This is a genomic window from Pedobacter metabolipauper (assembly GCF_004362715.1).
Classification (GTDB): domain Bacteria; phylum Bacteroidota; class Bacteroidia; order Sphingobacteriales; family Sphingobacteriaceae; genus Pedobacter; species Pedobacter metabolipauper.
The window spans coordinates 861,045-883,580 of sequence record NZ_SNYC01000004.1; the positions used below are offsets into that span (position 1 = coordinate 861,045).

Sequence of the window (22,536 nt, forward strand, 5' to 3'; positions counted from 1 at the left end):
TTATGAATTATATTCATCGACATATTCTTAGTCATCCGCGATACGTGCGCATGTTTGAATGGGGGAAAGCACTGTCAATCACGGGTGCCGCTCAGATTTTAGTTCAGGCAAGTGGTTTATTATGCGGTATTTTGATTATTCGGCTGCTACCGGTGAAGGAATATGCTTTCTATACCATCGCAAATACAATGTTAGGTACCATGACCGTTTTGGCTGATGGCGGAATAAGTTCCGGGGTGATGGCCCAGGGCGGTAAGGTATGGAAAGATAAGGATGAGTTAGGTAAGGTTTTAGCAACAGGACTGGATCTCCGGAGAAAATTTGCGATCGGAAGTTTACTGATTACCATTCCTATATTAACGTTTCTGTTGTGGCGTCAAGGTGCTGATATTTGGATGATCGTCCTGATTGTTCTCACTTTAATTCCGGCATTCTTCGCTGCATTATCAGATTCAATTTTAGGGATAGTCTCAAAGCTGCATCAGGATATTAAGCCGTTGCAATATAATCAGGTGAAGGTTGGCGTTTTCCGGCTTATACTTTCTGCGTGTTTCGTATGGGTTTTTCCCTTTACGTTTATTGCTTTATTGGCTAGCGGCATACCAAGAATATACGGCAATCTTCAAATGAAGAAAATTGCTTCTAAATTTTCTGAAAGCAATTCAAAGCCGACATTAGAGTATAGACAAAATATATTAAGAATAGTTAAAAAAATGATGCCGGGTGCAATATATTATTGCATTTCGGGACAGATTACAATCTGGCTGATTTCCTTTTTGGGCTCTACAGATTCCATTGCCAAAGTAGGTGCATTAGGTAGGTTTTCAATGTTGCTAAGTGTATTCACCGTCTTATTTGGAACGTTGGTAACACCCCGTTTTGCAAGAATGCAGGAAGATAAAATTTCTTTACTGAAAAAATTTGCGACCATTCAGATATTGCTGATTTTTCTGTGTACACTTTTTTGTGGTTTGATCTATTTATTTCCCCAACCAGCACTTTGGTTATTGGGTAATAAGTTCAGTGGCCTGCATGTTGAGTTAACATTGAGTGTGGTATCAAGCTCATTAAGCTTAATGAGTGGGGTTTTTTTTGGTTTATCCTCTTCCAGGGGATGGCCAACCCATCCGGCAATCCTGATTACGGGAAACGTGCTGTCGGTTGCTGCTGGCATCCTGTTGTTTGATCTAACTTCTTTAAGGGGCGCACTGTGGTTTAATATATTTATAAGTACATATCCTGTTATAATTCATAGTCTCAATTTTTATTATAAAATATTTAGGAAATAGTATATGAGCAATACGTCTGATCTGACTTCTAAAAGAAGGATAATCACTAAAGTTCTATTTAGATGGAATACTTTATGGAATAGATTTTCAAAAAGGAGAAGGGTATTCTGGTTGAAATTATTGGGTATCCAGATTGGCAGGAACAGTGATATAGGAAGAATTCTTGTCCCACTGCCAGAGCAGGTGAAAATAGGTAGCCGGTGTGTACTGGAAGACTATGTAAGACTGCGGTGTGGCGGTGCCTGGAAACAGGCTTTAATTGAAATTGGAGAGAATAATTTTATTGGACATTCTACGCAGATCAATGTGGGTGGGCATTTTAAAATGGGTAATGATTGTATGATTGCTCCTTTATGCTTGTTTAGCGATGCCCATCATACTTTTGATGATCTTCATAAGCCAATCAATCAACAGCCTTGCATCTATACCAATATTGAAATTAAGGATAATGTTTGGATAGGCTCAGGAAGCGTAATACTCGGTGGGGTGACGATTGGTACGGGCGCTATTGTTGCCGCGGGTGCTGTAGTGAATAAAAGTATTCCTGATTACGAAATATGGGGGGGAGTTCCTGCAAAAAAAATTAAATCTAGGAATTAATAATATTTATGATAGTTTTTACAACTCTGGCAGAAAATGACTACTTTTTAGGAGTAGCGGCTTTGATTAACTCAATGGTTAAACATGGTACGTATGGCGATAAAATGATTGTTGGTTACCGGGGTGATCTGCCTAAGTGGCTTCCATCACTGAGTCCTTCCCGAAACGGCCAGTCATTTATGCTTAGCAATAATTTTGAAGTTGAATTTGTGCCGGTAATCGGTTCTCTTCATATGGTGCATGAGAAGCCAAAATGGTTTCGCTATTTAACGGAAGTTCTGGAACCAGGCTCAGATGAATATTTTTTCTTTGATTCAGACATACTGATCATTAATAGGATGAGCTTTTTTGGTGAATGGGTTAAGCAGGGAGTCGCACTTTGTGAGGATGTAAACTATGACATGGGGCTAACTCATCCAATTCGTAAACAATGGGTTGAACTCTGTCAGCAGAATGAAAAAAATGTTACAAATCAACTAAGCCGGTACATTAACAGCGGATTTTTGGGATGGACTAAAGAAACATCGGATTTTGTGGTAGACTGGGATGAATGTTCCATGATCATGGCAAAAATTAGTGGCGATATGAAGAAATTTAGAGTCAATGACCGTACAAAGGTTGTTTTGAGCACCAACCAGGATTCTTTAAATATGGCTGCAATGGTTACAAAATGTCCCCTGTCAGTAATCGGGCCTGCAGCCATGGGATTTCATTTTGGCCTTAAGCTGATGCTGCACCCTTTGGGGCCTAAACCATGGACCAGGAAATTTTTTAAAGAATTTTTAATGGGTATTCCTGTCAGATCAGCGGATGTCATGTTTTGGGAAGTTTTAGGAACTGGAGAACTGAGACCTTATTCTAAAGGTTTTATTCAAAGAAAAAAATTAGTAATTAAGCTGGTCAGGTTTTTAACCCGATTCTATGGCAGAAAGTAAAAACCCTTAGTACCATGAAATATATCCTTCAACAATCTGGTTTTGTCTTACGGAAACGTTACTTAAGACGGTTTTCAAGTTTTTTTAGGAAAGCATGGCTGAGAACATTTGGAATGCAGATCGGTAAAAATACGGCGGTTCCTTCACTGGTCATTACCTGGCCGCACCAGGTATCTTTAGGGGAGGATTGCAAGTTAGAGGATTCTATTTATTTTAAGTTCGATGGCATATGGAAAAAAGGTCCTTCTATTCGTATAAAGAACAGGGTGTTTATTGGATCAAATTGTGAATTTAACATTCGTAAGGAAATTTCCATTGGTGATGATTGTTTGATCGCTTCAGGCTGCAGGTTCATTGATCATGATCATGGAACAGCACTTGGAATGCTGATTCGTGATCAGCATGGTGAAGAAGGACCAATACAATTACATCAAAATGTCTGGCTCGGGGCCAATGTAATTGTGCTTAAGGGTGTAGAAATTGGGCAGGGCGCAATTGTTGCTGCAGGCGCAGTCGTGGTCAGGTCAATTCCTGAAAATGAAATATGGGGTGGTGTACCTGCAAAGAAAATAGGAGTTAGAGCTTAGTCATCATGAAGATATTGTTTATTTGTGGATCTATTGAGCCTGGCCATGATGGGGTAGGAGACTATATAAGGCATTTAAGTATAGCATTAATCTCCAGTGGTCACGAAGTTGCTATAGCTGCAATAAACGATCATCACATATCTACAGTCACTGAAAATCTATTAAAGTCAGATCATGGAATGTCTACCTTGAGATTACCTGCTCATTTAAAAATTGACCAGAGGTTTTTGCTTTCCAAAACATTTGTAAACAATTTTAACCCAAAATGGATAAGTTTGCAATTTGTTCCATTCTCATTTCACCATAAGGGATTAATGTTTGGCCTCGCTAAGCGTTTTCTTTCCTTAAGCGATGGGAGGAAATTACATGTTATGTTTCATGAATTATGGATCGGGGTTTATGGCAAGTTCAGTACTAAGCAAAGGCTGCTTGGAAAAGTGCAGAAGCTGAGTATACTGGGATTACTAAAGAGGCTTAAACCTGATCTTATAACGACAACGATTGAAATCTACCGAAGAAATCTAAGCACCTATAACGTTAACCTTCTACCGCTGTTCGGCAATATTGCTATTCAGGTTATGGATAGCGAGTCTGGATTGGTGTATGATAATAACCGGTTTACAGCGATACACTTTGGTACGTTTAGTTCTGAGATTCATGATTTTGAAAGACAAATTCATTTTCTGTCTAAAGCTGCGAAAAAGGTAAATAAGATTCCTTTCTTAAAGGTCGCAGGAAGTGGAGGGGTACATAAAGAAAAAGCAATGTCAATTGCAAAAGAGATTTTAGGTGATGAACAGGTACAGGATTTAGGAAGATTAACAGAAGCATTGGTATCGATACATTTGTTGACCTCTGACCTGGGCATCTCCAGGGCAGATCCTGTTCTTTTAGGCAAAAGTGGTTCCGCGATTGCCATGCTTGAACATGGCTTGCCCCTGCTTTTAAGAGGGGGAAGACCTGCAGGACAAGAATATCTGCCCATTTCTTTTAAAGAAAGGCTGGTGTTTTTTAACGATGAGCCACCGGAAAAATGGACAAAGGATGTACCAGGCTCCCTGATCAAAGAAGTGAGTACGCTGTATTATAAAATGATTAATTAAATACGATGAATTATTATTATCAAATTGAAGGTGACAAAAGAAATAACATCGGTGATGTTTTACAAGGAATGGTTGCGAAAGCTTTTCTTCCTGAGAATGCGTTGGCTGCCGACCGTGAAAGTCTTGCGCTTCTTGATAAAGAAGAACCTGCATTTTTAATTGCAAATGGCTGGTATATGCATTCTTTCGAAAATTTTCCACCTCCGGAAAATGTACATCCATTATATGTATCTATTCATGTAGCCAATTCACAGCTTCTGGCAGAAAAAAAAGTCCGGGATCATTTTAAAGCACATGCACCTATTGGATGCAGGGATATTAAAACATTAAATATTTTTCTTGGCTGGGGTATTCCAGCTTATTATTCAAGCTGCTTAACCACAACAACAAAGGCCAGAGCAGCTGTAAATACATCTGCTGAAGGAGAAATCCTGCTCGTTGATAATGTAGATCATCCGGTTCCGGCTGAAGTGAAAGAAAAACTGGAAGCCTTATTGGGTAAACCACTGGTCAGCATCTCACATGATCCGCCGAATCCGGAAGGTGATTTTTTAAACTATACGATTAAAGCTGAAGCTCATATGAACGAGTTGCTGGAACGGTATTGTAAAGCGTCAATGATCGTAACCACAAAGATCCATTGTGCATTGCCGTGTTTGGGTATGGGTGTTAAAGTGATTATGGTACATCCGGTTCCTGATGAAGGAAGGCTTGCCCCTTTGGCTGAGTTTATCCATATCCTGTCATACGATGAGGTGCTTGGTGCAAATACAATTCAAGTTCCTGAAGTGAAGACAGAAACGTTTAATAAACGGAGAGATTTTTTAACCAAACTTTGTAGAGAATCAACTGCGCTTGGCTATAGTGCATTAAGGGAACCTACAGATCCTTCATTTAAAAGATTAAAACGGAAAAGTGAATTAATGGCAAAAATATACCGCGCAGGTGTGGTGACAGCATATCGTTTAGGGATTGCAAGGAAAAAATTAAAACGTGTTTACGGATCCGGATTATGAAACGGCTCCTGGTTTTTTCAACCCAGCTCAATGAAACCGGTGGAATAGAAAGCCATATCCGGGAATTTTGTATTCAAATGACAAATTCCGGGATAGAAATTGATTTGGTAGTTTTGAATTCTACCGCCTCTTCCGCTACAGAGGAGTTTTATAAAACCATTTGCCGCAGGGTTTTCCTCGGAAAATATGGGCGTTCTTATTTTCGTTTATTTTGGCTTATCCGTACTTCACTAATTTGCAGGGCAATAACATATGATGCCATCTATACCAATGGGCAGGGTGACAGTATCGGATATTTAATGACGATGATCGGACGTAAAACAAAATGGACCCACCATCATCACACTTCCGGTGATTTAAAAGATCAGGAAACCTGGACTGAGGGCTACAGAAAAACGCTCAAAAGTGCCCCGCTGATCATAGCCTGCTCCAGACGCAATGCTATAGATATGGAAGCGGCACTGGGCAGATCAATTGATACGATCCCTTGCTTTTCCAGGGAAATAAAAAATAAGGCCGGAAAGCCCGTTGATGGATTAGTCAGAATGGGTTATTATGGCCGTCTTATTCCTGAGAAAGGAATTGATCTGATCTGCAGGTTAAGTGAAGACCCGGATTTGAAAGAGGTTAAATTCCAGATTTGGGGCGAGGGAAGTGCCTACCCGGCTGTATTCTTTAAACAATTCCCAAATTTGAAATATCATGGAACTTTTAAAGGTGAAGCTGAACTATCTGAAGTGATCTCTTCTCTTGATGCTTTTCTTTTGCTGACGTCTCACCCGGAAGGTCTGCCAATTTGTTTGCTGGAAGCCATGAGTGCCGGTTTACCCTGGCTGGCTACCGATCGTGGTGGAATAGCAGATATTGTGTGCGACCCCATTTCGACCCGTATGATGGCTGCTGATTCAAGTTTTGAACAAATTAAAAAGGCGGTACTGGAATTTAAAGAAGACCTGCTGCTGGGTAAAGTTTCTAAGGAAATCCAGATGCAATTGTACCAGGATAAGTTTTCCGCAACAGCCCTGGTCTTAAGATGGAAAAAGGCATTCAATTTAAATTAAAATATAAGTAATAGAACAAGTGATTATACTAACTCATCCAACAGGTAATGCGAATGTTCGTGCAGCGGCATCGGGATTGAACGATGCGGGATTATTGAAGGAATTCCATACTTCAATAGCTTCTTATCCCGGCAATTTTCTGGATAAACTGAGTGGTATAGGCCCACTGGCTGAGATTGGAAGAAGAAGCTTTGATCCTAAACTATCCGGAATCACCAGGATGTGGCCCTGGTGGGAACTGGCACGGTTATGCGCGTCGAAATTTGGTTTTAGAAAACTGACCGATCATCAAACGGGTATTTTTTCTACTTTTTCTGTTTACCTCCATCACGACCGGAATACGGCCGCTATTGTACGTTCTTCGGTACCGAAAAATCTGGAAGCTGTTTATGCCTATGAAGATGGAGCTGAATATTCTTTTCAGGCTGCTAAAGAAAAAGGGATTACTTGCTTTTATGATCTGCCGATTGGCTATTGGAAAACAGCCAGGAAATTAATGGAGAAGGAAAAGGAGCGCTGGCCGGAATGGAGTATGACCATGGGTGGGTTATTGGATTCAGCGCGTAAGCTACAGCGGAAAGATAATGAATTGATACTTGCAGACTTCATTTTTGTCGCAAGTTCATTTACTGCCAGCACCCTTAAAGATTTTGAGGGGCCGCTTGCAGAAATAAAAGTAATTCCATATGGATTTCCGAAGCCGGTTAGTGCAAGAACATATACCTATCATACCCGAAAAAGAAAGCTGAAGTTACTTTTTGTAGGTGGTTTGTCACAGCGTAAAGGGATTGCAGATCTTTTTGCTGCTGTAGAAGAACTTTCTTCCGATGTTGAACTAACTGTAGTGGGAAGAAAGTCTGTTGATCATTGCGAAGCACTGAATACTGCATTATCAAAACATCAATGGATACCAAGCTTACCACATGCTGAGGTTTTAAAGCTTATGGGAGAACATGATGTACTGGTGTTCCCTTCATTATTTGAGGGTTTTGGACTGGTGATTACAGAAGCGATGTCGCAAGGAACACCAGTAATTACAACAGAACGGACTGCCGGTCCGGACCTGATTGTAGACGGGCAGAACGGATGGCTTGTAGAAGCTGGCAATGTAAATCAGCTCAGGCAAGCAATAACTAATCTGGTCAACAATCCTGAGCACGTTTCTAAAGCAGGCTATCTGGCCATTGAAACGGCACGATTAAGGCCCTGGAATGTATATGGTGAGGAACTTGCAGACGCAATTAAAAATAATTTGAAGACGAAAATATGAAAGACACAATGATAGCTCCTGTCGTCAACAGGAGTTTTGGCTTAGACTTAACAAGAGCATTTGCAATCACTTTGGTCCTTATTGCACATTTTGTGAAACAGCTTGAGCACTTCGGTTTTTGGGGAGTGGAATTGTTCTTTGGGTTGAGTGGATTTTTAATCGGACAGATCCTTTGGCGGAGTTTTTCAGAAACAGAAGATTGGTCATTTAAATATCTTCTCAATTTTTGGTCACGCCGGTGGTGGCGTACCGTTCCCAATTATTACCTGTTTTTAGTGATCATGCTGATCTTTCATTATTCTTACGATCAGCTTCCTTCGGTATCTCTGTTCATTAAGCATCTTTGGTTTGGTCAGAATTTTTTGGCCAGAAATGGTGGTTTTTTTGGGGTAGCCTGGAGTTTATGTATTGAGGAGTGGTTTTATCTTATATTCCCAACCGTATTATTTCTGATTAGTAAACTTAAAGCCAGACCTAAAACGGCATTTATCCTTTCATTAATTATCGTTTTCGTATTTTGTGCCATTGTTAGGGAGGTTTTGATTCGTCAGCACGTTGGGCATTCACTTCGTGGCATTACAATGGCCAGGCTTGATGCAATTGGATGCGGGGTTTTAGTTGCGTTTTGGCTTTCCACCACAAAGATTACGCCCATAAAGAGATGGGCGGCCTTCTGTGCTGGTACCGTACTATTTATCATTTCCTTCGTAACTGTTTATTTCTCCGGGCAGACCTATGACGAAATTAAGGAGAGCCGGTACTTACTGGTAAGTGTCTCTTTAGGATTTTCATTAATGCTGCCTGTAATTAGTCTGATGCCCAGGCCTGCCGGAATATTCAAGTATTTTTCTGCTGCTGTTGAGAAGGTAAGCCATTGGACCTACTCTCTATACCTCAGTCATATTCCTGTGATGTTTGCCGTTTATAGTTTAATGGGTAAGTCCAGGTCTGATTTCTATGTCAATACAGGTTCAAAAGTGATTGGATTAGTGATTACTTTTGTAGTGTCTGCGGTTATCTTTAAGTATTTTGAATTGCCATTTACACATAAAAGGCCCCGGGAGATCAGACCCGGGAAATTGTAATATGATGAACGAAAGCAAACCCATATTCTCCAATGCCGACCTTAAAAAAGGGATATGGATTTATTTTATTTTACTGATTTTTGAAGGGGCTTTAAGAAAATGGTTTCTGCCAGGCTTAGCCACGCCTTTATTGGTAATCAGGGATCCGTTGGCCCTGTGGATTCTCGTGATTGCAAATGGCCGGGGACTTTTATTATCAAATATTTATTTAAGCAGCGCATTTACAATAGGGGCGGTAGGTATTTTTACGGCGGTTATCTTTGGACATGGAAGTCTGCCAGTAGCTATTTTTGGTGCAAGGATCCTAATGCTTCATCTTCCATTGATCTTTGTGATTGGAACTGTATTTGACCAGGAAGATGTTCTTGAAATGGGGAAGGTGACGCTATTCATTTCTATCCCGATAGGTGTTCTGATCGCCCTGCAATTTTACAGCCCCCAGTCTGCCTGGGTAAACCGCGGTTTAGGGGGAGATGTTGAGGGCTCTGGTTTTTCCGGAGCTATGGGGTATATGAGACCTGCTGGTACATTCTCCTTTAGTACGGGAAATACCTATCTGTACAGTTTAATTTCTGTTTTTGTTTTTTATTATTGGCTTAATATGAAGAACATTAATAAGATCGTGCTGATTGCTGCTACCGCTATGATGTTACTGGTCATTCCATTGTCAATTAGCAGAAGCTTACTTTTCTCTATCCTGGTAACTTTTGTATTTGTCCTGGCTGGATCGTTAAGAAGTTCTGAAAACCTGGTAAGAATGGTTTTGGCAGCAATAGGGATTGTTTTAATTGTTGTTATCGCCAATCAGTTTCCATTTTTTCAAACCGGTGTTGAAGTATTTAGTGCACGTTTTAACGGAGCTAATGAAAGCGAAGGCGGGTTGGAGGGTGTATTGGTTGATCGTTACTTAGGCGGTCTTGTTAATGCCTTAAACTTTAAGTCGGGAATACCATTTTTCGGATATGGGCAAGGTTCGATCTCTAATGTAGGTTCTATGTTACTTTCCGGAAGGACTTTTGGAGGAATGGCTGAGGGAGAGTGGGGAAGGACAATTGCAGAACTTGGTCCGATCCTGGGGCTTCTATTGGTTTTTTTGAGAATATCATTCAGTATAAAAGTCGCTTTAGCCGGCTTTTCCAGGCTCAAAAGAGGAGATCTTCTTCCCTGGCTGCTTTTAAGTTCCTGTCTTTTGATTTTCCCTCAGGGAAATTGGGCACAGCCTACTTCTTTGGGCTTTAGTACCCTGGTAACTGGTCTGCTGATCGCTTCGCTCCGGGAAAGAGCAAAGGAGCCTGAACCTGAAATTGAAACTAACTAGATTAAAATGAACATTGTTGTTTTTACCCATCCAGAATTTCTTCCGTCGCAAAGTATGCCGCGCTTTGCAGCAATGATTGTGGATGGAATGCGTGCCAAAGGACATCAGGTGGAAATCTGGACTGCAGCGCCGGTATTTTATGAAATACGGCCGCTTCAAAAATTTAAAAAGTGGCTGGGCTATGTGGATCAGTATCTTATTTTCCCCGGAGACGTCAGAAAAAAACTCAGAGCCTGCAGTAAAGATACCCTGTTTGTTTTTACGGATCATGCACTTGGACCCTGGGTACCTTTGGTGAAAGACAGGCCACATGTGATACATTGTCACGATTTTCTTGCCCAGCGTTCCGCAAAAGGAGAGATCATTGAAAATTTAACTTCTTTTACAGGCCGTAGATATCAGCAGTTTATTCATGCCGGATATGCCGCCGGGAAGAACTTTATATCGGTATCACATAAGACCAAAGCCGATCTTGAGGAGTTCCTTACTATAAAACCATTGCGTTCTGAGGTCGTATATAATGGACTGAACCCGCTTTTTAAACCATTTCCGCCGGCTGAAGCCAGGAAAATATTGTCCAGGCAGTTTCATATCAGCCTGATGGATGGTTATATCCTGCATGTTGGCGGAAACCAATGGTATAAAAACAGAACCGGTGTGATTGAAATCTATAACGAATGGAGGGTGATGTACCCAGCTCATTTGCCGCTGATCATGATCGGCCCTAAACCTACAGCATCCTTACTGGCTAAACATGAGGGTTCTCCTTATAAAAAAGACATTCATTTTTTGTCAGGTATTGCGGATGATGCAGTGGCGCAGGCCTATTCAGGTGCTTCGGCATTTCTTTTCCCTTCTTTAGCAGAAGGATTTGGCTGGCCAATTGCTGAGGCAATGGCATCAGGAACACAGGTAGTTACCACTAATGAAGATCCGATGCTGGAGGTAGCCGGAGCTGCAGGCTTTCGCATTGAACGAAAGCCTGCGGCGGCAGCTGACCAGGCGTATTGGGCCAGAAGAGCTGCTGTGGTACTGCAGGAGGCCATTGGTTTGGAAGAGCCGGAAAAGAACAGGAGTATTGAACGTGGATTTGCTAATGTGCAAAGGTTTAACCTGGAAGATGCGCTGGATCGAATTGAACAAATTTATAAAGCTGTACTTACTGATGATTTAAAAGCTACATGATGAGAATCCTGCACATTGTACCATCTTATAAACCTGCATATATTTATGGAGGGCCTATTGAATCTGTTTCAAAATTATGTGAAGGCCTTGCGGCCCAGGGGCACACCGTTGATGTTTTTACAACGACCGCAAATGGAGAGACAGACCTGCCCGTTGAAGCTGGAATTCCAATCCATGTAGATGGGGTAAATGTTACCTACTTTAAACGGAACACCGGAGATCCAAATAACATTTCCATTGCGCTCTGGAAACAATTGATTAAAAGTGCAGATCAATATGACCTGGTACACATTCAATCCTGGTGGAATTTGCTGGTTATTGGCGCTGCGGTAATCTGTCATTCTAAAAAAGTCAAAGTTGTAATTTCTCCAAGGGGAATGCTTGCCGCATATATATTTAATTCAGGCAAGGCTGCAGCAAAGAAGATGATCCATCAAACGGTAGGCAGATGGGCCTTGTCAAAATGTACCTTTCATGCAACTGCACCGTCCGAGTATGAGGAATGTCAGGGTGTAATTCCGGGTTGGAAGGGTTTTATAGCGCCAAACTTGCTGACGCTTCCTGATCTCGCGGTTACGAAAGTTAAGAATGAGGTTTTCACGCTCATATTTATGTCCAGGATCCATCCGAAAAAGGGAATAGAGATCTTGTTTGATGCGATAAGCCGCCTGAAAGTGCGTGTCCGCTTAAAGATTGCCGGAACTGGTGATGAAGAATATATCAAACAATTAAAAGCAGCAGCTCAGGATCTCGGTATTGCAGCGTGTATCGAATGGCTTGGCTGGGTAGACCGGGAGAACAAGTTTAAGCAGCTGATGAGCGCAGATCTTTTTGTTCTGGTGTCTCTAAACGAAAATTTTGCTAATGTTGTTGTCGAGGCATTACATGTGGGCACACCGGTTTTTCTTTCTGAAGATGTGGCTTTGTCTGCATTTGTAAAACAGTATGACCAGGGATGGGTAACTACGCTGGCTGTTGAGGATGTGACCGAAAAGCTAACGCAGGCAATTAATGACCGGGACAAGTCTGCTGAGATTAATAACAACAGTCAGAACCTGATCCGGGAGCACTTTTCTGTTGTTAAGGTAATTGGCGACTATGTTAGTGCCTATGAAGAAGTAATAAATAATAAAAAATAAGATGACTGATCCGGAATTAGAAGTAAAGAACGCGTATGTACAACCTGTTTTTACGACGGGAGATAAGATTAAACGGTTGATCTGGCAAATAACCTGGCTGGTTCTTTGCCGGTACACACCAGCTCCGCTTTATTTTTGGCGCAACTTCATTTTAAGACTTTTCGGTGCAAGGCTGGGAAAGAAGAACCACATTTATCCAAGCTGCAAAATCTGGGCACCCTGGTTATTGGAGACTGATGACCATGCGGCTATAGGTCCTGGTGCAGAAGTATATAATCCGGGTGGAGTGTATTTAGGTAAACATGCCATACTTTCTCAGGATTCTTACCTTTGCGGGGCTACCCATGACTATGACTCTGCAAATTTTACCTATATCAAACGGGAAATCAGGGTGGAAGCCTATGCCTGGATCTGTGCAAAGGCAATTGTATTGCCTGGTATTCATTGTAAAACGGGTAGTGTGCTTGCTGCGGGTGCTGTTTTATCCAAAAATATGGAAGAATGGACAATTTATGGTGGAAATCCTGCAGTAAAACTTAAAATTAGGGTAAACTTTACTTAACATATTGATTTTTTAGAAAAAATATACACCAATTGTTTCTAAAAATACTAGGTCATTATCTGAAATTTCCTATATTTGAGGGGGAAAGGGTTATAGTGCCACAAAATATTCTTTAATATAAATAATGCTGCTTGATCTTACTATAGCAATTCCGGTAAAGAATGAAGAAAATAGCTTAAAAGGGTGCCTGGATGCTATTGGCCCTGATTTAGCAAAAAAAATAATAGTTATAGATTCTGGAAGTACCGATCGTACCAGGGCTATAGCAGAAACTTACGGAGCAGAAGTTGTTGACTTTAAATGGGATGGAAGATATCCCAAAAAAAGAAACTGGTTCCTTCAGAATCATGCCCCGCTAACCAAATGGATCCTTTTTTTAGATGCTGATGAACACCTGACCCTTGATTTTAAACAAGAGTTAAGGGATGCTTTGACCAATGGGAGCGACGGTATTGCGGGCTACTGGTTAAAATATACTATATTTTTTATGGGTAAAAACCTGAAAGGCGGATACCCTTTATATAAACTGGCCTTGTTCAAAGTAGGTGCCGGTGAATATGAGCGGATTGATGAAGACCAGTGGAGCAAGCTGGATATGGAGATCCATGAACACCCGGTTTTAAATGGAGAGACTGGTAAATTTAAAAATAAGATTGATCATATGGACTTTAGGGGCATATCCCATTATGTGATTAAACATAACGAATATGCATCCTGGGAAGCTAAAAGATACATGACTGCAGTGAATGATCCTGTTGTAAGGGAATCATGGACCTGGAAGCAAAAAATTAAATATCGGTTAATGAGGAGTGTATTTATAGGGCCTGTTTATTTTTTTGGTAGCTATATCCTTTTAGGGGGCTTTAGGGATGGAAAAAGAGGACTTTCATTTGCAATTATGAAGATGTCCTATTTCAATCAGGTGTATTGTATGATTCAGGAATTAAAGATCAATAAATAGTTAGATGGATACTGGAAACAAACGGATATTAGTGCTCGGAATCAATAGCCTGCCGGAACTCACGGGTATCGGTAAATATACCGGTGAAATGCTGGACTGGATGGTTGGGCAAGGTAACGAGATTACGATGGTCACCGCATTTCCCTATTATCCCGACTGGAAAGTACAGGCACCCTATTCCGGGAATTTTTATAAAAAAGAAGTCAATTTTGATGGGAAGCAGATCATTTACCGGTGTCCTTTGTATGTGCCGGGAAGACCTTCCGGCTTGAAAAGGATTATCCATGAAGCCTCATTCTTTCTGTCAGCCTTCTTTGTCGTATTTGCACTTCTTTTTAAGAAACGCGCCGACCTGGTTATTTGTGTGTCCCCACCCTTTCATTTGGGGTTTCTGGCACTTATTTATCGCTTCTTCAAGAAATCACCGGTTCTTTATCACATACAGGACTTGCAGATCGATGCCGCCAAGAAATTAAAGGTGTTGAAATATGACTGGATGTTCAATCTGCTGTTTGCTATGGAAAGGTTTATCTTAAACCGCGTGGATAAGATCACAACCATCTCCGACGGAATGAAGAAGAAAGTAATGGAAAAAACGGCCAGACCCGTTACACTCTTTCCAAATTGGGTAGACACCACTAATTATTTCCCGATACCAAACCGTGACCTTTTAAAGGAAAAGTGGAATTTCTCGCCTGAGGACCGGGTAGTTTTATACTCAGGAAGTATTGGTGAAAAACAGGGACTGGATAGCCTGATCCGGATTGCTGCTCAGTTGAAGAATAATAAAACCATAAAGTTTGTCATTTGCGGTACCGGGCCATTTAAAGATGATCTCGTAAAAATGGCTGTGGATCTGGATCTGAAAAATGTCTTCTTCTTTCCTTTGCAGGATAACCAGGTATTTAATGAATTTTTAAATATGGCTGATGTACACCTGGTGCTTCAAAAGGGGGATGCCAGTGATTTGGTGATGCCTTCAAAATTAACAACCATACTTTCTGTAGGCGGACTGGCCCTGGTTACTGCGCGTCCGTTAACTACACTTAATGAAGTGGTCAGTAAATATCAGATGGGCGTGGTCATTATGCCGGAGGATGAAACCCTTTTAAGAGAGGCTATTGTGCGTTGTTGTGATCATGGATTCTCAGAGCATCGGATAAATGCCAGGAAATATGCGGAAAATAACCTGAACAAGGATGCGATATTAACCAGTTTGATGGCATTTGCAACGCCACCTAAAACTTCGGGATACCACTTATCTGTGTCATTAATATAGGTTGTAGTTGCAAATTTAGAATAAACAAAAGTTAATCGTTCGGTTATTCCTGGTTTTTTTCCAGAATAAAAAGATTAATTTTTCTTTTTAATTATAGTTCCTTATTTTGTACAACCTGCATGTTTTTAATCTTGTTTTGGTAATTAAAATTATAGGAAAGTAAATAATCAATATGATATTTATATTAAATTATAAATTTTTTCTAGGAAAACAGCAATATATTGATATATTTACATTATCATTTAGCTGTGTTACAGGTTCTTCACAATTTCCTCCGGAAGATTCTGTAATACCTGGATAAACTAAAGCCAAATATAAACTACATATTAATTAATGCGGGTAATAATAGAACTTAATAAATTCCTATGAAAAGAATTGTATTGCTAATTTTTTCCGGCATCCTTCTAATTAGTACGGCTAAGGCTCAGTACGGTGATGATTATCTTTTTAATCGTTCAATTGGTGTTCAGGTTGGTTCTCAGGGAATCGGCCTTGAGTTTGCCCATTATCTGGGTACGCGGACAAACTTGAGGCTGACAGCAAATTTGCTTCCTTTAAGTTATAAGACTCAAAAGAGTTTTAGCAGTAATTATAACTATAATTTGGATGCGAAGTTAAACTTAACCAATGTAAGTCTGATCATGGATTACCAGCTATTCTATTACGAACGCGGTTTTAAGAGTAAGTTATACTTCAGTGGAGGTGCCGCTTACTTTGTGAATGGTAAAACGACAGGAACAGCAATGCTCGCTGATAATTATGTTTATGGAGACCTGGTTTTTACACCGGAAGAAGTAGGTGAGATCCGTGCTACGGCAGACTGGAAAGGCCCTGCAGTTTATGCAGGTTTGGGCTTCACTGGTGTTCCGATAAGCAATACCATTAACTTTGGAACCAATCTTGGTGTGTACTATCTGGGACGCCCTGAAACTGGACTGACTTCTACAAACTGGCTTGCCGGGAATGAGCGGAATGCGGAAATTTTAAAGGATAATTTAAAAAGCTATAAATGGCTGCCTAATCTACAAGTTACTTTCAGTTATAAATTTAATTAATCGCCATGAAAAAATTATACTATTTATATAGCCTTCTATTACTAAGCGTATTCTCTTATACGTGCAAGGACCCTACGGAAGATTTTACGATACAAATTGAGCCAAATATCTTTAAATACCAGGTTCAGGTACAAATTTCTGAAGTTCGTGGAGCGCAGCTTCCGGCAAATATGACAGTAACGATCTTAGGTCCTGATGCCGAAGCCATTTACAGTTCCGATGGTACCAAACAATATGCAGTAAATAGCGGTCTGGTTTCACTGGCTGTAAATCCAAAAGTAAATATTGACGCCAATCAAACGCTGCAGTTCAATGTGTTGATCACAAGTCCAAATATGCTGGACGTTAACATTCCAGTGACGATTACAAGTAATCAGCATGCCAAGGTATTGCCTGTAGAAGTATTGAACCTGGCGAACTTGTCAACTCCTTCGACTGGTTTTCCGCCTATTGCATTTCAAAAGCCTGAGGTTCCTGTAACGAATGGAACAACAACAACTGATGTTTCTATTGGTACAACTACTCAGGTGGAGATTCCGGCGGGTACTGTAATGAGAGATGAAACTGGTGTTATTATTGGGGCAACAAAATTAAACTCGGTTTTAGTTACGCTAAACCCAAATGATGCAACTGCAATGGAGTTGTTTCCCGGGGGATCTATGGCTTCAAACAATGTGCTTGATGAAAATAATCAAATTGTATCGGGTGTATTTAATCCTTCCGGACTTGCATTTGTGGAACTCAATGCTGGCGGTGTTGCGGTAAAGACATTTAGTAAGCCTGTTGAAATTGATATGCCGGTAACGGCTACTGGTGGTACATTGTCCATTTATAGTTACGATGTTAAAGAAGGGCAATGGCAATATGAAACGGATGTTCCGGTTGTGAATGGACGGGTTAGCTTTACAACAACCCACTTAACGGCTTTTGCTGCGGTTATCTTTACACGGATTACAGGTGGATTGTGCTCTGAAGCAGGCTTTACGCTTAATGGAAATTATGTGACCGGGGTTGATTATCCGGTTACGATAGATGTGATGTCTGCGTCCGGAGATGTCATTATGAAAAGCATTGCGATCGTAAACTCAGAAAACCGTACGATAGTCATTTCTAACTTCCCTGCTACCGCAGGAACCTCTGTACGGTTCTTTAATGGTGCGGGTGTATTGCTGGGTTCTGCGGCTGCGGGAACGACCTCATGCCAAAATGTAACTGCTGTTCCTGTGACATTCCCTGCATCGACAAAGGTGACGATGCGTCTGTATGTGCAGTGTCCGGGCACTACAACAAATATAGAAGTGATCCCAACGTTCTTCCTGTATTATAGTGAAAGCACAGATCCTTCAAATTATATTTTATTGGGAATTGTGACGAAAGGTTACTTGAGTACCACAGCTTTAAGTCCGTCAAAAGTGTATAACTTCAAAGCTACATGGAACCAATATACGAAGATCGTACCGAATAAAACGGTTAAGGCAGATAATGAAACAACAGTTGGTGAGGGACTTGATCTGGGCAAAAACCCAGAGAGTAACCTGGATCTTTTAACGCAGGCATGTCAAGATAATTTGTAAAATTTTCTATGTCTCAAGGTAAAATTAACTCCCTGCAGCTGCTAAGGGCTGTAGCTGTAGGTCTTGTTATATTTGTTCATGCGATTAATGTAGGGGTTTCCAAACTCACTGATTTTGATTATGGTAACTTGTTTTACAATTTTAACAATTGGGGTGCTATCGGTGTAGATCTGTTTTTTGCAATCAGCGGATTTATCATGACAATTGTTGCGCCAGCCTATACCAAGCCAGGCGGATGGAAGAAATTCTTTGCGAAGCGGATTATCCGTATTGTTCCGCTTTATTATTTGTTATCCGGAATTGATGCGTTGTTGACGGTTTACCTGCAGCATAAACATATTAGCTTTGAAGTTGCCATTAAAACATTGATTTTCATTCCGGTTTTTGATCAGGGGCATTTTGTTACGCCCTTAATCAGTGTTGGCTGGTCATTGTCGTTTGAGGTTTACTTTTATGCACTGATCGGTATAGTCCTGCTGCTTAAGAAGCGCATCAACGAGGTGCTCCTGGTGATCCTGGTTATACTTAGCGGAACCGGATTATTACTAAACGATGCAGGGCCGCTGTTGAAGTTCTTAACCAGTCCTATGCTGCTTGAATTTGGATTTGGTATTTTATGCGGTATGCTCTATAAATGGTTTAACACGACGGATATGGAAGTTGGAAGAAAGAAAATGATTTCGATTGTACTGACAGGAACCGGGTTGATCTTGATGCTGGGCAGTATCTTCTTAAATTCAACGTACAAATTTTATCACCCCAATGTGATTACTGACGATAATTTTATCGCTTTTTACCGGGTTGTGGTTTGGGGTCTTCCCGCTGCAATCTTTATGCTGGGCGTCATATTTCTGGAACGGTCTTTCAAAAAAGATGTTCCTGTGGTTTTGATCCTGTCGGGTGATGCATCTTATTCCTGTTATTTAATCCATGGCATGATTTATCCTATCGTTGCGTCTGTTTTTAAATATTTATCACTAGGTCCCACCTTATACCTGATTACGATCGTGCCGGTATGTATTGGTATTAGTATTGTATTTTATCAGATCGTAGAGCGTCCAATGGTAACAGGGATCGATAAATTATTGAATTATAAAAAGCCCGTGATCATGCAATAGTATATGGCTATACAAACACGTTATATTTATCTTTTAAAATACATTCTTCCCGTGGTTGATCTGGCCATGCTGAATGTCGTTTATATTGCCTGCTTTTACATCACTGCAGATTTTGGGAAGCTGGTTTCATCTGAAATGGACCAGAATTACATTGTAACCTGTAATTTGATCTGGTTAATCTGTTCTGCAATTTTTGGTCTGTATTCTTCGTATGGCGCAAGGAAGCTGGAGCGGATTTACCGGGCAACCTGGAGGAGCGTGGTGCTTCACTTTTTGTTTTTTACCTTATACCTGCTATTTTCCAGGAACAACGACTTTTCCAGGACCTTCCTGGTTATCTTTTATGTTGCCCTGTCTTTTTCATTTATCCTGAACCGTTTTGTAGGTACTTCTTTTCAATATGTGCTGCTGAATAAATTTAATGCAACTAAAAAGGTTGCGGTTATGGGATCTAACCATACTGCTGTACGCATTTCCAATTATCTGCAGAAACAAAGGAACCTCAATTTTTATGGATTTATTGGTGACGATGAAAGTATTTATTCTGAAAATGGCGGCGTCGTTTCTGAGGTCGTTACCCAGCGTTTTGTAGAGGCTATAGAGTACGGCGTTCAGGATGTTTATGTGGCTATTGCTCCACAGCGGATGGCCGATGTGAAAGCGCTGATTGCTGAAGCTGACCGCCAGTGTCTGCGACTTAAATTTATACCTGATCTTGGCGGTACACTTGGTTCTCCCTATACCATTGATTATTTGGGAGGGGAGTTCCCGATCATTACCTTAAGGAATGAACCCCTGGAGATGATGGGCAACCGGTTCAAAAAAAGAGCTTTTGATGTGCTGTTCAGTGGTATTGTCATCCTTTTCGTATTAAGCTGGTTATACCCGATCATTGCAATTCTGATCAAAATCCAAAGTAAAGGCCCTGTTTTGTTTAAGCAGCAGCGAAGCGGCAGGAATGATGAACCATTCTGGTGTTATAAGTTCCGCAGTATGAAATTGAACAACGAAAGTAATGAAAAGCAGGCCACGAAGTATGATGACCGGATTACACCGGTTGGTCGTTTCTTAAGAAGAACAAGTCTGGATGAAATGCCCCAGTTCTTTAATGTTTTTTTTGGCAGTATGAGTGTTGTTGGACCAAGGCCGCACATGTTAAAGCACACAGAACAGTATAAGGAGATCATCAGCCATTTCATGGTGCGTCACTTCCTTAAACCAGGTATCACTGGCTGGGCCCAGGTAAATGGGTACCGTGGTGAGACTAAGGAAAAAGCGGATATGGAGAACCGGGTGAAATGCGATATTTATTATTTAGAGAACTGGACCGGAATGCTGGATGTAAAAATCGTCTTTATGACCGTGATCAATGCGGTTAGGGGTGAAGAGAATGCTTTTTAATTCGCAGCAAAAAAATTAAATATAAAACTTATCGTTATTGTTATTTTTTGTTAGTTATTGAGTTATATTTGTTATAAACCAAATATAACTAACTTTAAATGAAGGAGAAATACGGTAGTTACTACCGGATGATCGGCGTTCTGGCAGACCTTGTTTTGTTAAACCTTTCCGGTTATCTGGCCCATATTCTGATTTTTTGGCCCAGGCTCAACTATACATCCGGAATTGGTGTTCTTCAGATTTTATTAATTAATTTTATTTGGTTCAATGTTTCGCAGATTACCGGCCTGTACCGGGATGTTTTTGCAAAGGACGCTATTCCTACCATTCATCAGTCGTTATCCTGCTTGCTGCTGTTTGCAATGCTTCTTAGCCTGCTTGGCTTTTTTGTACCTGATTTTTATGTCTCCAGAAAATTGATATTTTTTATGGTGATCTGTTTCTCTCCTTTATTGCTTATTGGAAAAATCTGTTTTTTACTAATGAGAAGAGCGCACAGGTATCGCCTGATGGATTTTACCAGGGTTGTTATCGTTGGTGCCGGGCCTGTAGGTATGGAGTTGAATAACATTATTCAGGGACACCGGAGCATGGGCTACAAGGTTGAAGGATTTTTTGATGATCAGTCGGCATTGAGAAAGAATGGCATTACTATTTTAGGAAATATCAATGACTGCATGGCCTATGTAAAGCGGTATCATATTAAAGAGATCTTTTGTGCATTGCCAGACCGGGCTATTGATACGATTAATGAACTGATGCGTGAAGCGGATAAAGAGATGATCCGTTTTAAGCTCGTTCCGGATGTAAAGGATTATTTTAGAAAAGACGTCAATGTGCGGATGCTTGGTCATTTCCCGGTGATCAGTGCACGGGTGGAGCCGCTGGAAAATGTAAACAACAAATTCTTTAAGCGGATTTTTGATGTACTGTTCTCCCTAAGTGTAATCTTATTTTTATTGAGCTGGACATTGCCATTTATTGCCCTTATAATTAAGTTTGAATCCAGGGGACCTGTTTTTTTTAAGCAGCTGAGATCTGGAAAAAACAATAAGCCCTTCTATTGTTTAAAATTTAGAAGCATGCAATTGAATGCGGATTCAGACCAGAAACAAGCCAGTAGAAATGATCAGCGAATGACTAGATTTGGTGCATTTATACGCAAAACAAGTATTGATGAACTGCCCCAGTTCTTCAACGTACTGTTGGGTGAAATGTCTGTGGTTGGCCCCAGACCGCACATGCTGCAGCACACGGAGCAATACTCGGCCATCATTGATCAGTTTATGGTAAGGCACTTCCTTTTACCCGGTATTACCGGATGGGCCCAGGTTAACGGGCACCGTGGTGAAACCAATGAAGAAGGCACTATGGAAGAACGGATCAAGGCTGATATCTGGTATATGGAAAACTGGTCCGTATTTCTGGATTTAAAGATTGTATTCTTAACCGTATGGCATGTCATTGGAGGGAATGAAAATGCCTACTGATCTTAGAAGCGATAAAACTTGTGGTTGCAACTGTAACACACGAAACGCATGACGCTAAGCCATGGCATCACTACTTTTATAAATTTACTCCTTGGAATTCGTTCCAGGTCGTAACTGTGACATCTGGGGCAAATCTTTGCCACATGCCGTTTTGTCGATCGCACACTCATTTTAACAATTTAGTATCTATTATCCACTTGATTTATTGATTTGATAGCCAGATATGACCTCAATAAATACTATAAGTCCCGCGTTAAAAGTAGAATATTTTTTCAGCAATACAAATAAAACAATAAATTAATTATTGTGATATTAATATTCTTGTTTGGATATTTTTCCTGACTTTGAGATTTGTTCAATATTTAAGTTTATACCTGGTGCTCAACTAACAAAACCAGGGCATTATTGTTTGCCATCTAAAAGAAAAGCATTCTTAACAGCTCTTTTTTCGTTTCTGTGCCTTAGTTGATCTACTTTTGGATTAAGAATTTCATTTCCAGTAATTTAT

General features: G+C 40.6%; 20 protein-coding genes. All 20 read left to right on the forward strand.

Annotated features, from left to right (window positions below):
• The first annotated feature begins 2 nt into the window (after positions 1–2).
• The 20 genes from ATK78_RS10450 to ATK78_RS10545 all read left to right on the forward strand — a co-directional run bounded on the left by ATK78_RS10450 (position 3) and on the right by ATK78_RS10545 (position 22,028).
• Positions 3–1,289 (forward strand): MATE family efflux transporter, encoded by a 1,287-nt coding sequence (locus ATK78_RS10450; protein WP_208112340.1) that lies wholly within the window; start codon positions 3–5, stop codon positions 1,287–1,289.
• Positions 1,290–1,292: 3 nt separating this feature from the next.
• Positions 1,293–1,889 carry an acyltransferase gene (locus ATK78_RS23010; RefSeq protein ID WP_133576029.1) on the forward strand — a complete coding sequence of 199 codons (597 nt, stop codon included), beginning with the start codon at positions 1,293–1,295 and terminating at the stop codon, positions 1,887–1,889.
• An 8-nt stretch (positions 1,890–1,897) separates the two neighbouring features.
• Positions 1,898–2,824, forward strand: a complete 927-nt coding sequence (locus tag ATK78_RS10460; RefSeq protein WP_133576030.1) for a hypothetical protein — start codon at positions 1,898–1,900, stop codon at positions 2,822–2,824.
• Between the two features lie 14 nt (positions 2,825–2,838).
• Positions 2,839–3,411 carry an acyltransferase gene (locus ATK78_RS10465; protein WP_133576031.1) on the forward strand — a complete coding sequence of 191 codons (573 nt, stop codon included), beginning with the start codon at positions 2,839–2,841 and terminating at the stop codon, positions 3,409–3,411.
• A 5-nt stretch (positions 3,412–3,416) separates the two neighbouring features.
• A complete protein-coding gene (locus ATK78_RS10470) occupies positions 3,417–4,514 on the forward strand; it encodes a glycosyltransferase family protein (protein WP_133576032.1) in 1,098 nt (365 codons plus the stop codon).
• Positions 4,515–4,519: 5 nt separating this feature from the next.
• A complete protein-coding gene (locus ATK78_RS10475) occupies positions 4,520–5,530 on the forward strand; it encodes a polysaccharide pyruvyl transferase family protein (protein WP_133576033.1) in 1,011 nt (336 codons plus the stop codon).
• Positions 5,527–6,591, forward strand: coding sequence for a glycosyltransferase family 4 protein (locus tag ATK78_RS10480; protein WP_133576034.1), 1,065 nt, complete (start codon positions 5,527–5,529; stop codon positions 6,589–6,591). Before ATK78_RS10475 ends, ATK78_RS10480 begins: the two co-directional genes overlap by 4 nt.
• 19 nt (positions 6,592–6,610) lie before the next feature.
• Positions 6,611–7,861 carry a glycosyltransferase family 4 protein gene (locus ATK78_RS10485; RefSeq protein WP_133576035.1) on the forward strand — a complete coding sequence of 417 codons (1,251 nt, stop codon included), beginning with the start codon at positions 6,611–6,613 and terminating at the stop codon, positions 7,859–7,861.
• Positions 7,858–8,946, forward strand: coding sequence for an acyltransferase family protein (locus ATK78_RS10490; protein ID WP_133576036.1), 1,089 nt, complete (start codon positions 7,858–7,860; stop codon positions 8,944–8,946). Before ATK78_RS10485 ends, ATK78_RS10490 begins: the two co-directional genes overlap by 4 nt.
• Before the next feature lies 1 nt (position 8,947).
• Entirely contained in the window at positions 8,948–10,264 is a 1,317-nt protein-coding gene (locus tag ATK78_RS10495) for a hypothetical protein (RefSeq protein WP_208112341.1), read from the forward strand.
• A 6-nt stretch (positions 10,265–10,270) separates the two neighbouring features.
• On the forward strand, positions 10,271–11,449 hold the full coding sequence (locus ATK78_RS10500) for a glycosyltransferase (protein WP_133576037.1): 1,179 nt from the start codon (positions 10,271–10,273) through the stop codon (positions 11,447–11,449).
• Complete coding sequence (locus tag ATK78_RS10505; RefSeq protein WP_133576038.1) at positions 11,446–12,588, forward strand: XrtY-associated glycosyltransferase XYAG1; 1,143 nt, start codon at positions 11,446–11,448, stop codon at positions 12,586–12,588. Before ATK78_RS10500 ends, ATK78_RS10505 begins: the two co-directional genes overlap by 4 nt.
• Position 12,589: 1 nt before the next feature.
• The gene (locus ATK78_RS10510; protein WP_133576039.1) at positions 12,590–13,150 is read left to right on the forward strand and encodes an LbetaH domain-containing protein; all 561 of its coding nucleotides are present in this window, start codon (positions 12,590–12,592) and stop codon (positions 13,148–13,150) included.
• Between the two features lie 124 nt (positions 13,151–13,274).
• Positions 13,275–14,111 (forward strand): glycosyltransferase family 2 protein, encoded by an 837-nt coding sequence (locus tag ATK78_RS10515; RefSeq protein WP_133576040.1) that lies wholly within the window; start codon positions 13,275–13,277, stop codon positions 14,109–14,111.
• Positions 14,112–14,115: 4 nt separating this feature from the next.
• Positions 14,116–15,390, forward strand: a complete 1,275-nt coding sequence (locus tag ATK78_RS10520; RefSeq protein WP_133576041.1) for a WcaI family glycosyltransferase — start codon at positions 14,116–14,118, stop codon at positions 15,388–15,390.
• A 365-nt stretch (positions 15,391–15,755) separates the two neighbouring features.
• Complete coding sequence (locus ATK78_RS10525) at positions 15,756–16,445, forward strand: hypothetical protein (protein ID WP_133576042.1); 690 nt, start codon at positions 15,756–15,758, stop codon at positions 16,443–16,445.
• 5 nt (positions 16,446–16,450) lie between these two features.
• Positions 16,451–18,019, forward strand: coding sequence for a hypothetical protein (locus tag ATK78_RS10530; protein WP_133576043.1), 1,569 nt, complete (start codon positions 16,451–16,453; stop codon positions 18,017–18,019).
• A gap of 8 nt (positions 18,020–18,027) precedes the next feature.
• On the forward strand, positions 18,028–19,137 hold the full coding sequence (locus ATK78_RS10535) for an acyltransferase family protein (protein ID WP_133576044.1): 1,110 nt from the start codon (positions 18,028–18,030) through the stop codon (positions 19,135–19,137).
• A 3-nt stretch (positions 19,138–19,140) separates the two neighbouring features.
• Positions 19,141–20,538, forward strand: a complete 1,398-nt coding sequence (locus tag ATK78_RS10540) for an undecaprenyl-phosphate glucose phosphotransferase (RefSeq protein ID WP_243732495.1) — start codon at positions 19,141–19,143, stop codon at positions 20,536–20,538.
• Positions 20,539–20,636: 98 nt separating this feature from the next.
• On the forward strand, positions 20,637–22,028 hold the full coding sequence (locus tag ATK78_RS10545; RefSeq protein WP_133576045.1) for an undecaprenyl-phosphate glucose phosphotransferase: 1,392 nt from the start codon (positions 20,637–20,639) through the stop codon (positions 22,026–22,028).
• Positions 22,029–22,536: the final 508 nt, after the last annotated feature.

Coding starts and splice junctions, on each gene's coding strand:
- ATK78_RS10450 (WP_208112340.1), top strand. CDS start 3: ATGAATTATATTCATCGACATATTCTTAGTCATCCGCGATACGTGCGC.
- ATK78_RS23010 (WP_133576029.1), top strand. CDS start 1,293: ATGAGCAATACGTCTGATCTGACTTCTAAAAGAAGGATAATCACTAAA.
- ATK78_RS10460 (WP_133576030.1), top strand. CDS start 1,898: ATGATAGTTTTTACAACTCTGGCAGAAAATGACTACTTTTTAGGAGTA.
- ATK78_RS10465 (WP_133576031.1), top strand. CDS start 2,839: ATGAAATATATCCTTCAACAATCTGGTTTTGTCTTACGGAAACGTTAC.
- ATK78_RS10470 (WP_133576032.1), top strand. CDS start 3,417: ATGAAGATATTGTTTATTTGTGGATCTATTGAGCCTGGCCATGATGGG.
- ATK78_RS10475 (WP_133576033.1), top strand. CDS start 4,520: ATGAATTATTATTATCAAATTGAAGGTGACAAAAGAAATAACATCGGT.
- ATK78_RS10480 (WP_133576034.1), top strand. CDS start 5,527: ATGAAACGGCTCCTGGTTTTTTCAACCCAGCTCAATGAAACCGGTGGA.
- ATK78_RS10490 (WP_133576036.1), top strand. CDS start 7,858: ATGAAAGACACAATGATAGCTCCTGTCGTCAACAGGAGTTTTGGCTTA.
- ATK78_RS10495 (WP_208112341.1), top strand. CDS start 8,948: ATGATGAACGAAAGCAAACCCATATTCTCCAATGCCGACCTTAAAAAA.
- ATK78_RS10500 (WP_133576037.1), top strand. CDS start 10,271: ATGAACATTGTTGTTTTTACCCATCCAGAATTTCTTCCGTCGCAAAGT.
- ATK78_RS10505 (WP_133576038.1), top strand. CDS start 11,446: ATGATGAGAATCCTGCACATTGTACCATCTTATAAACCTGCATATATT.
- ATK78_RS10510 (WP_133576039.1), top strand. CDS start 12,590: ATGACTGATCCGGAATTAGAAGTAAAGAACGCGTATGTACAACCTGTT.
- ATK78_RS10515 (WP_133576040.1), top strand. CDS start 13,275: ATGCTGCTTGATCTTACTATAGCAATTCCGGTAAAGAATGAAGAAAAT.
- ATK78_RS10520 (WP_133576041.1), top strand. CDS start 14,116: ATGGATACTGGAAACAAACGGATATTAGTGCTCGGAATCAATAGCCTG.
- ATK78_RS10525 (WP_133576042.1), top strand. CDS start 15,756: ATGAAAAGAATTGTATTGCTAATTTTTTCCGGCATCCTTCTAATTAGT.
- ATK78_RS10530 (WP_133576043.1), top strand. CDS start 16,451: ATGAAAAAATTATACTATTTATATAGCCTTCTATTACTAAGCGTATTC.
- ATK78_RS10535 (WP_133576044.1), top strand. CDS start 18,028: ATGTCTCAAGGTAAAATTAACTCCCTGCAGCTGCTAAGGGCTGTAGCT.
- ATK78_RS10540 (WP_243732495.1), top strand. CDS start 19,141: ATGGCTATACAAACACGTTATATTTATCTTTTAAAATACATTCTTCCC.
- ATK78_RS10545 (WP_133576045.1), top strand. CDS start 20,637: ATGAAGGAGAAATACGGTAGTTACTACCGGATGATCGGCGTTCTGGCA.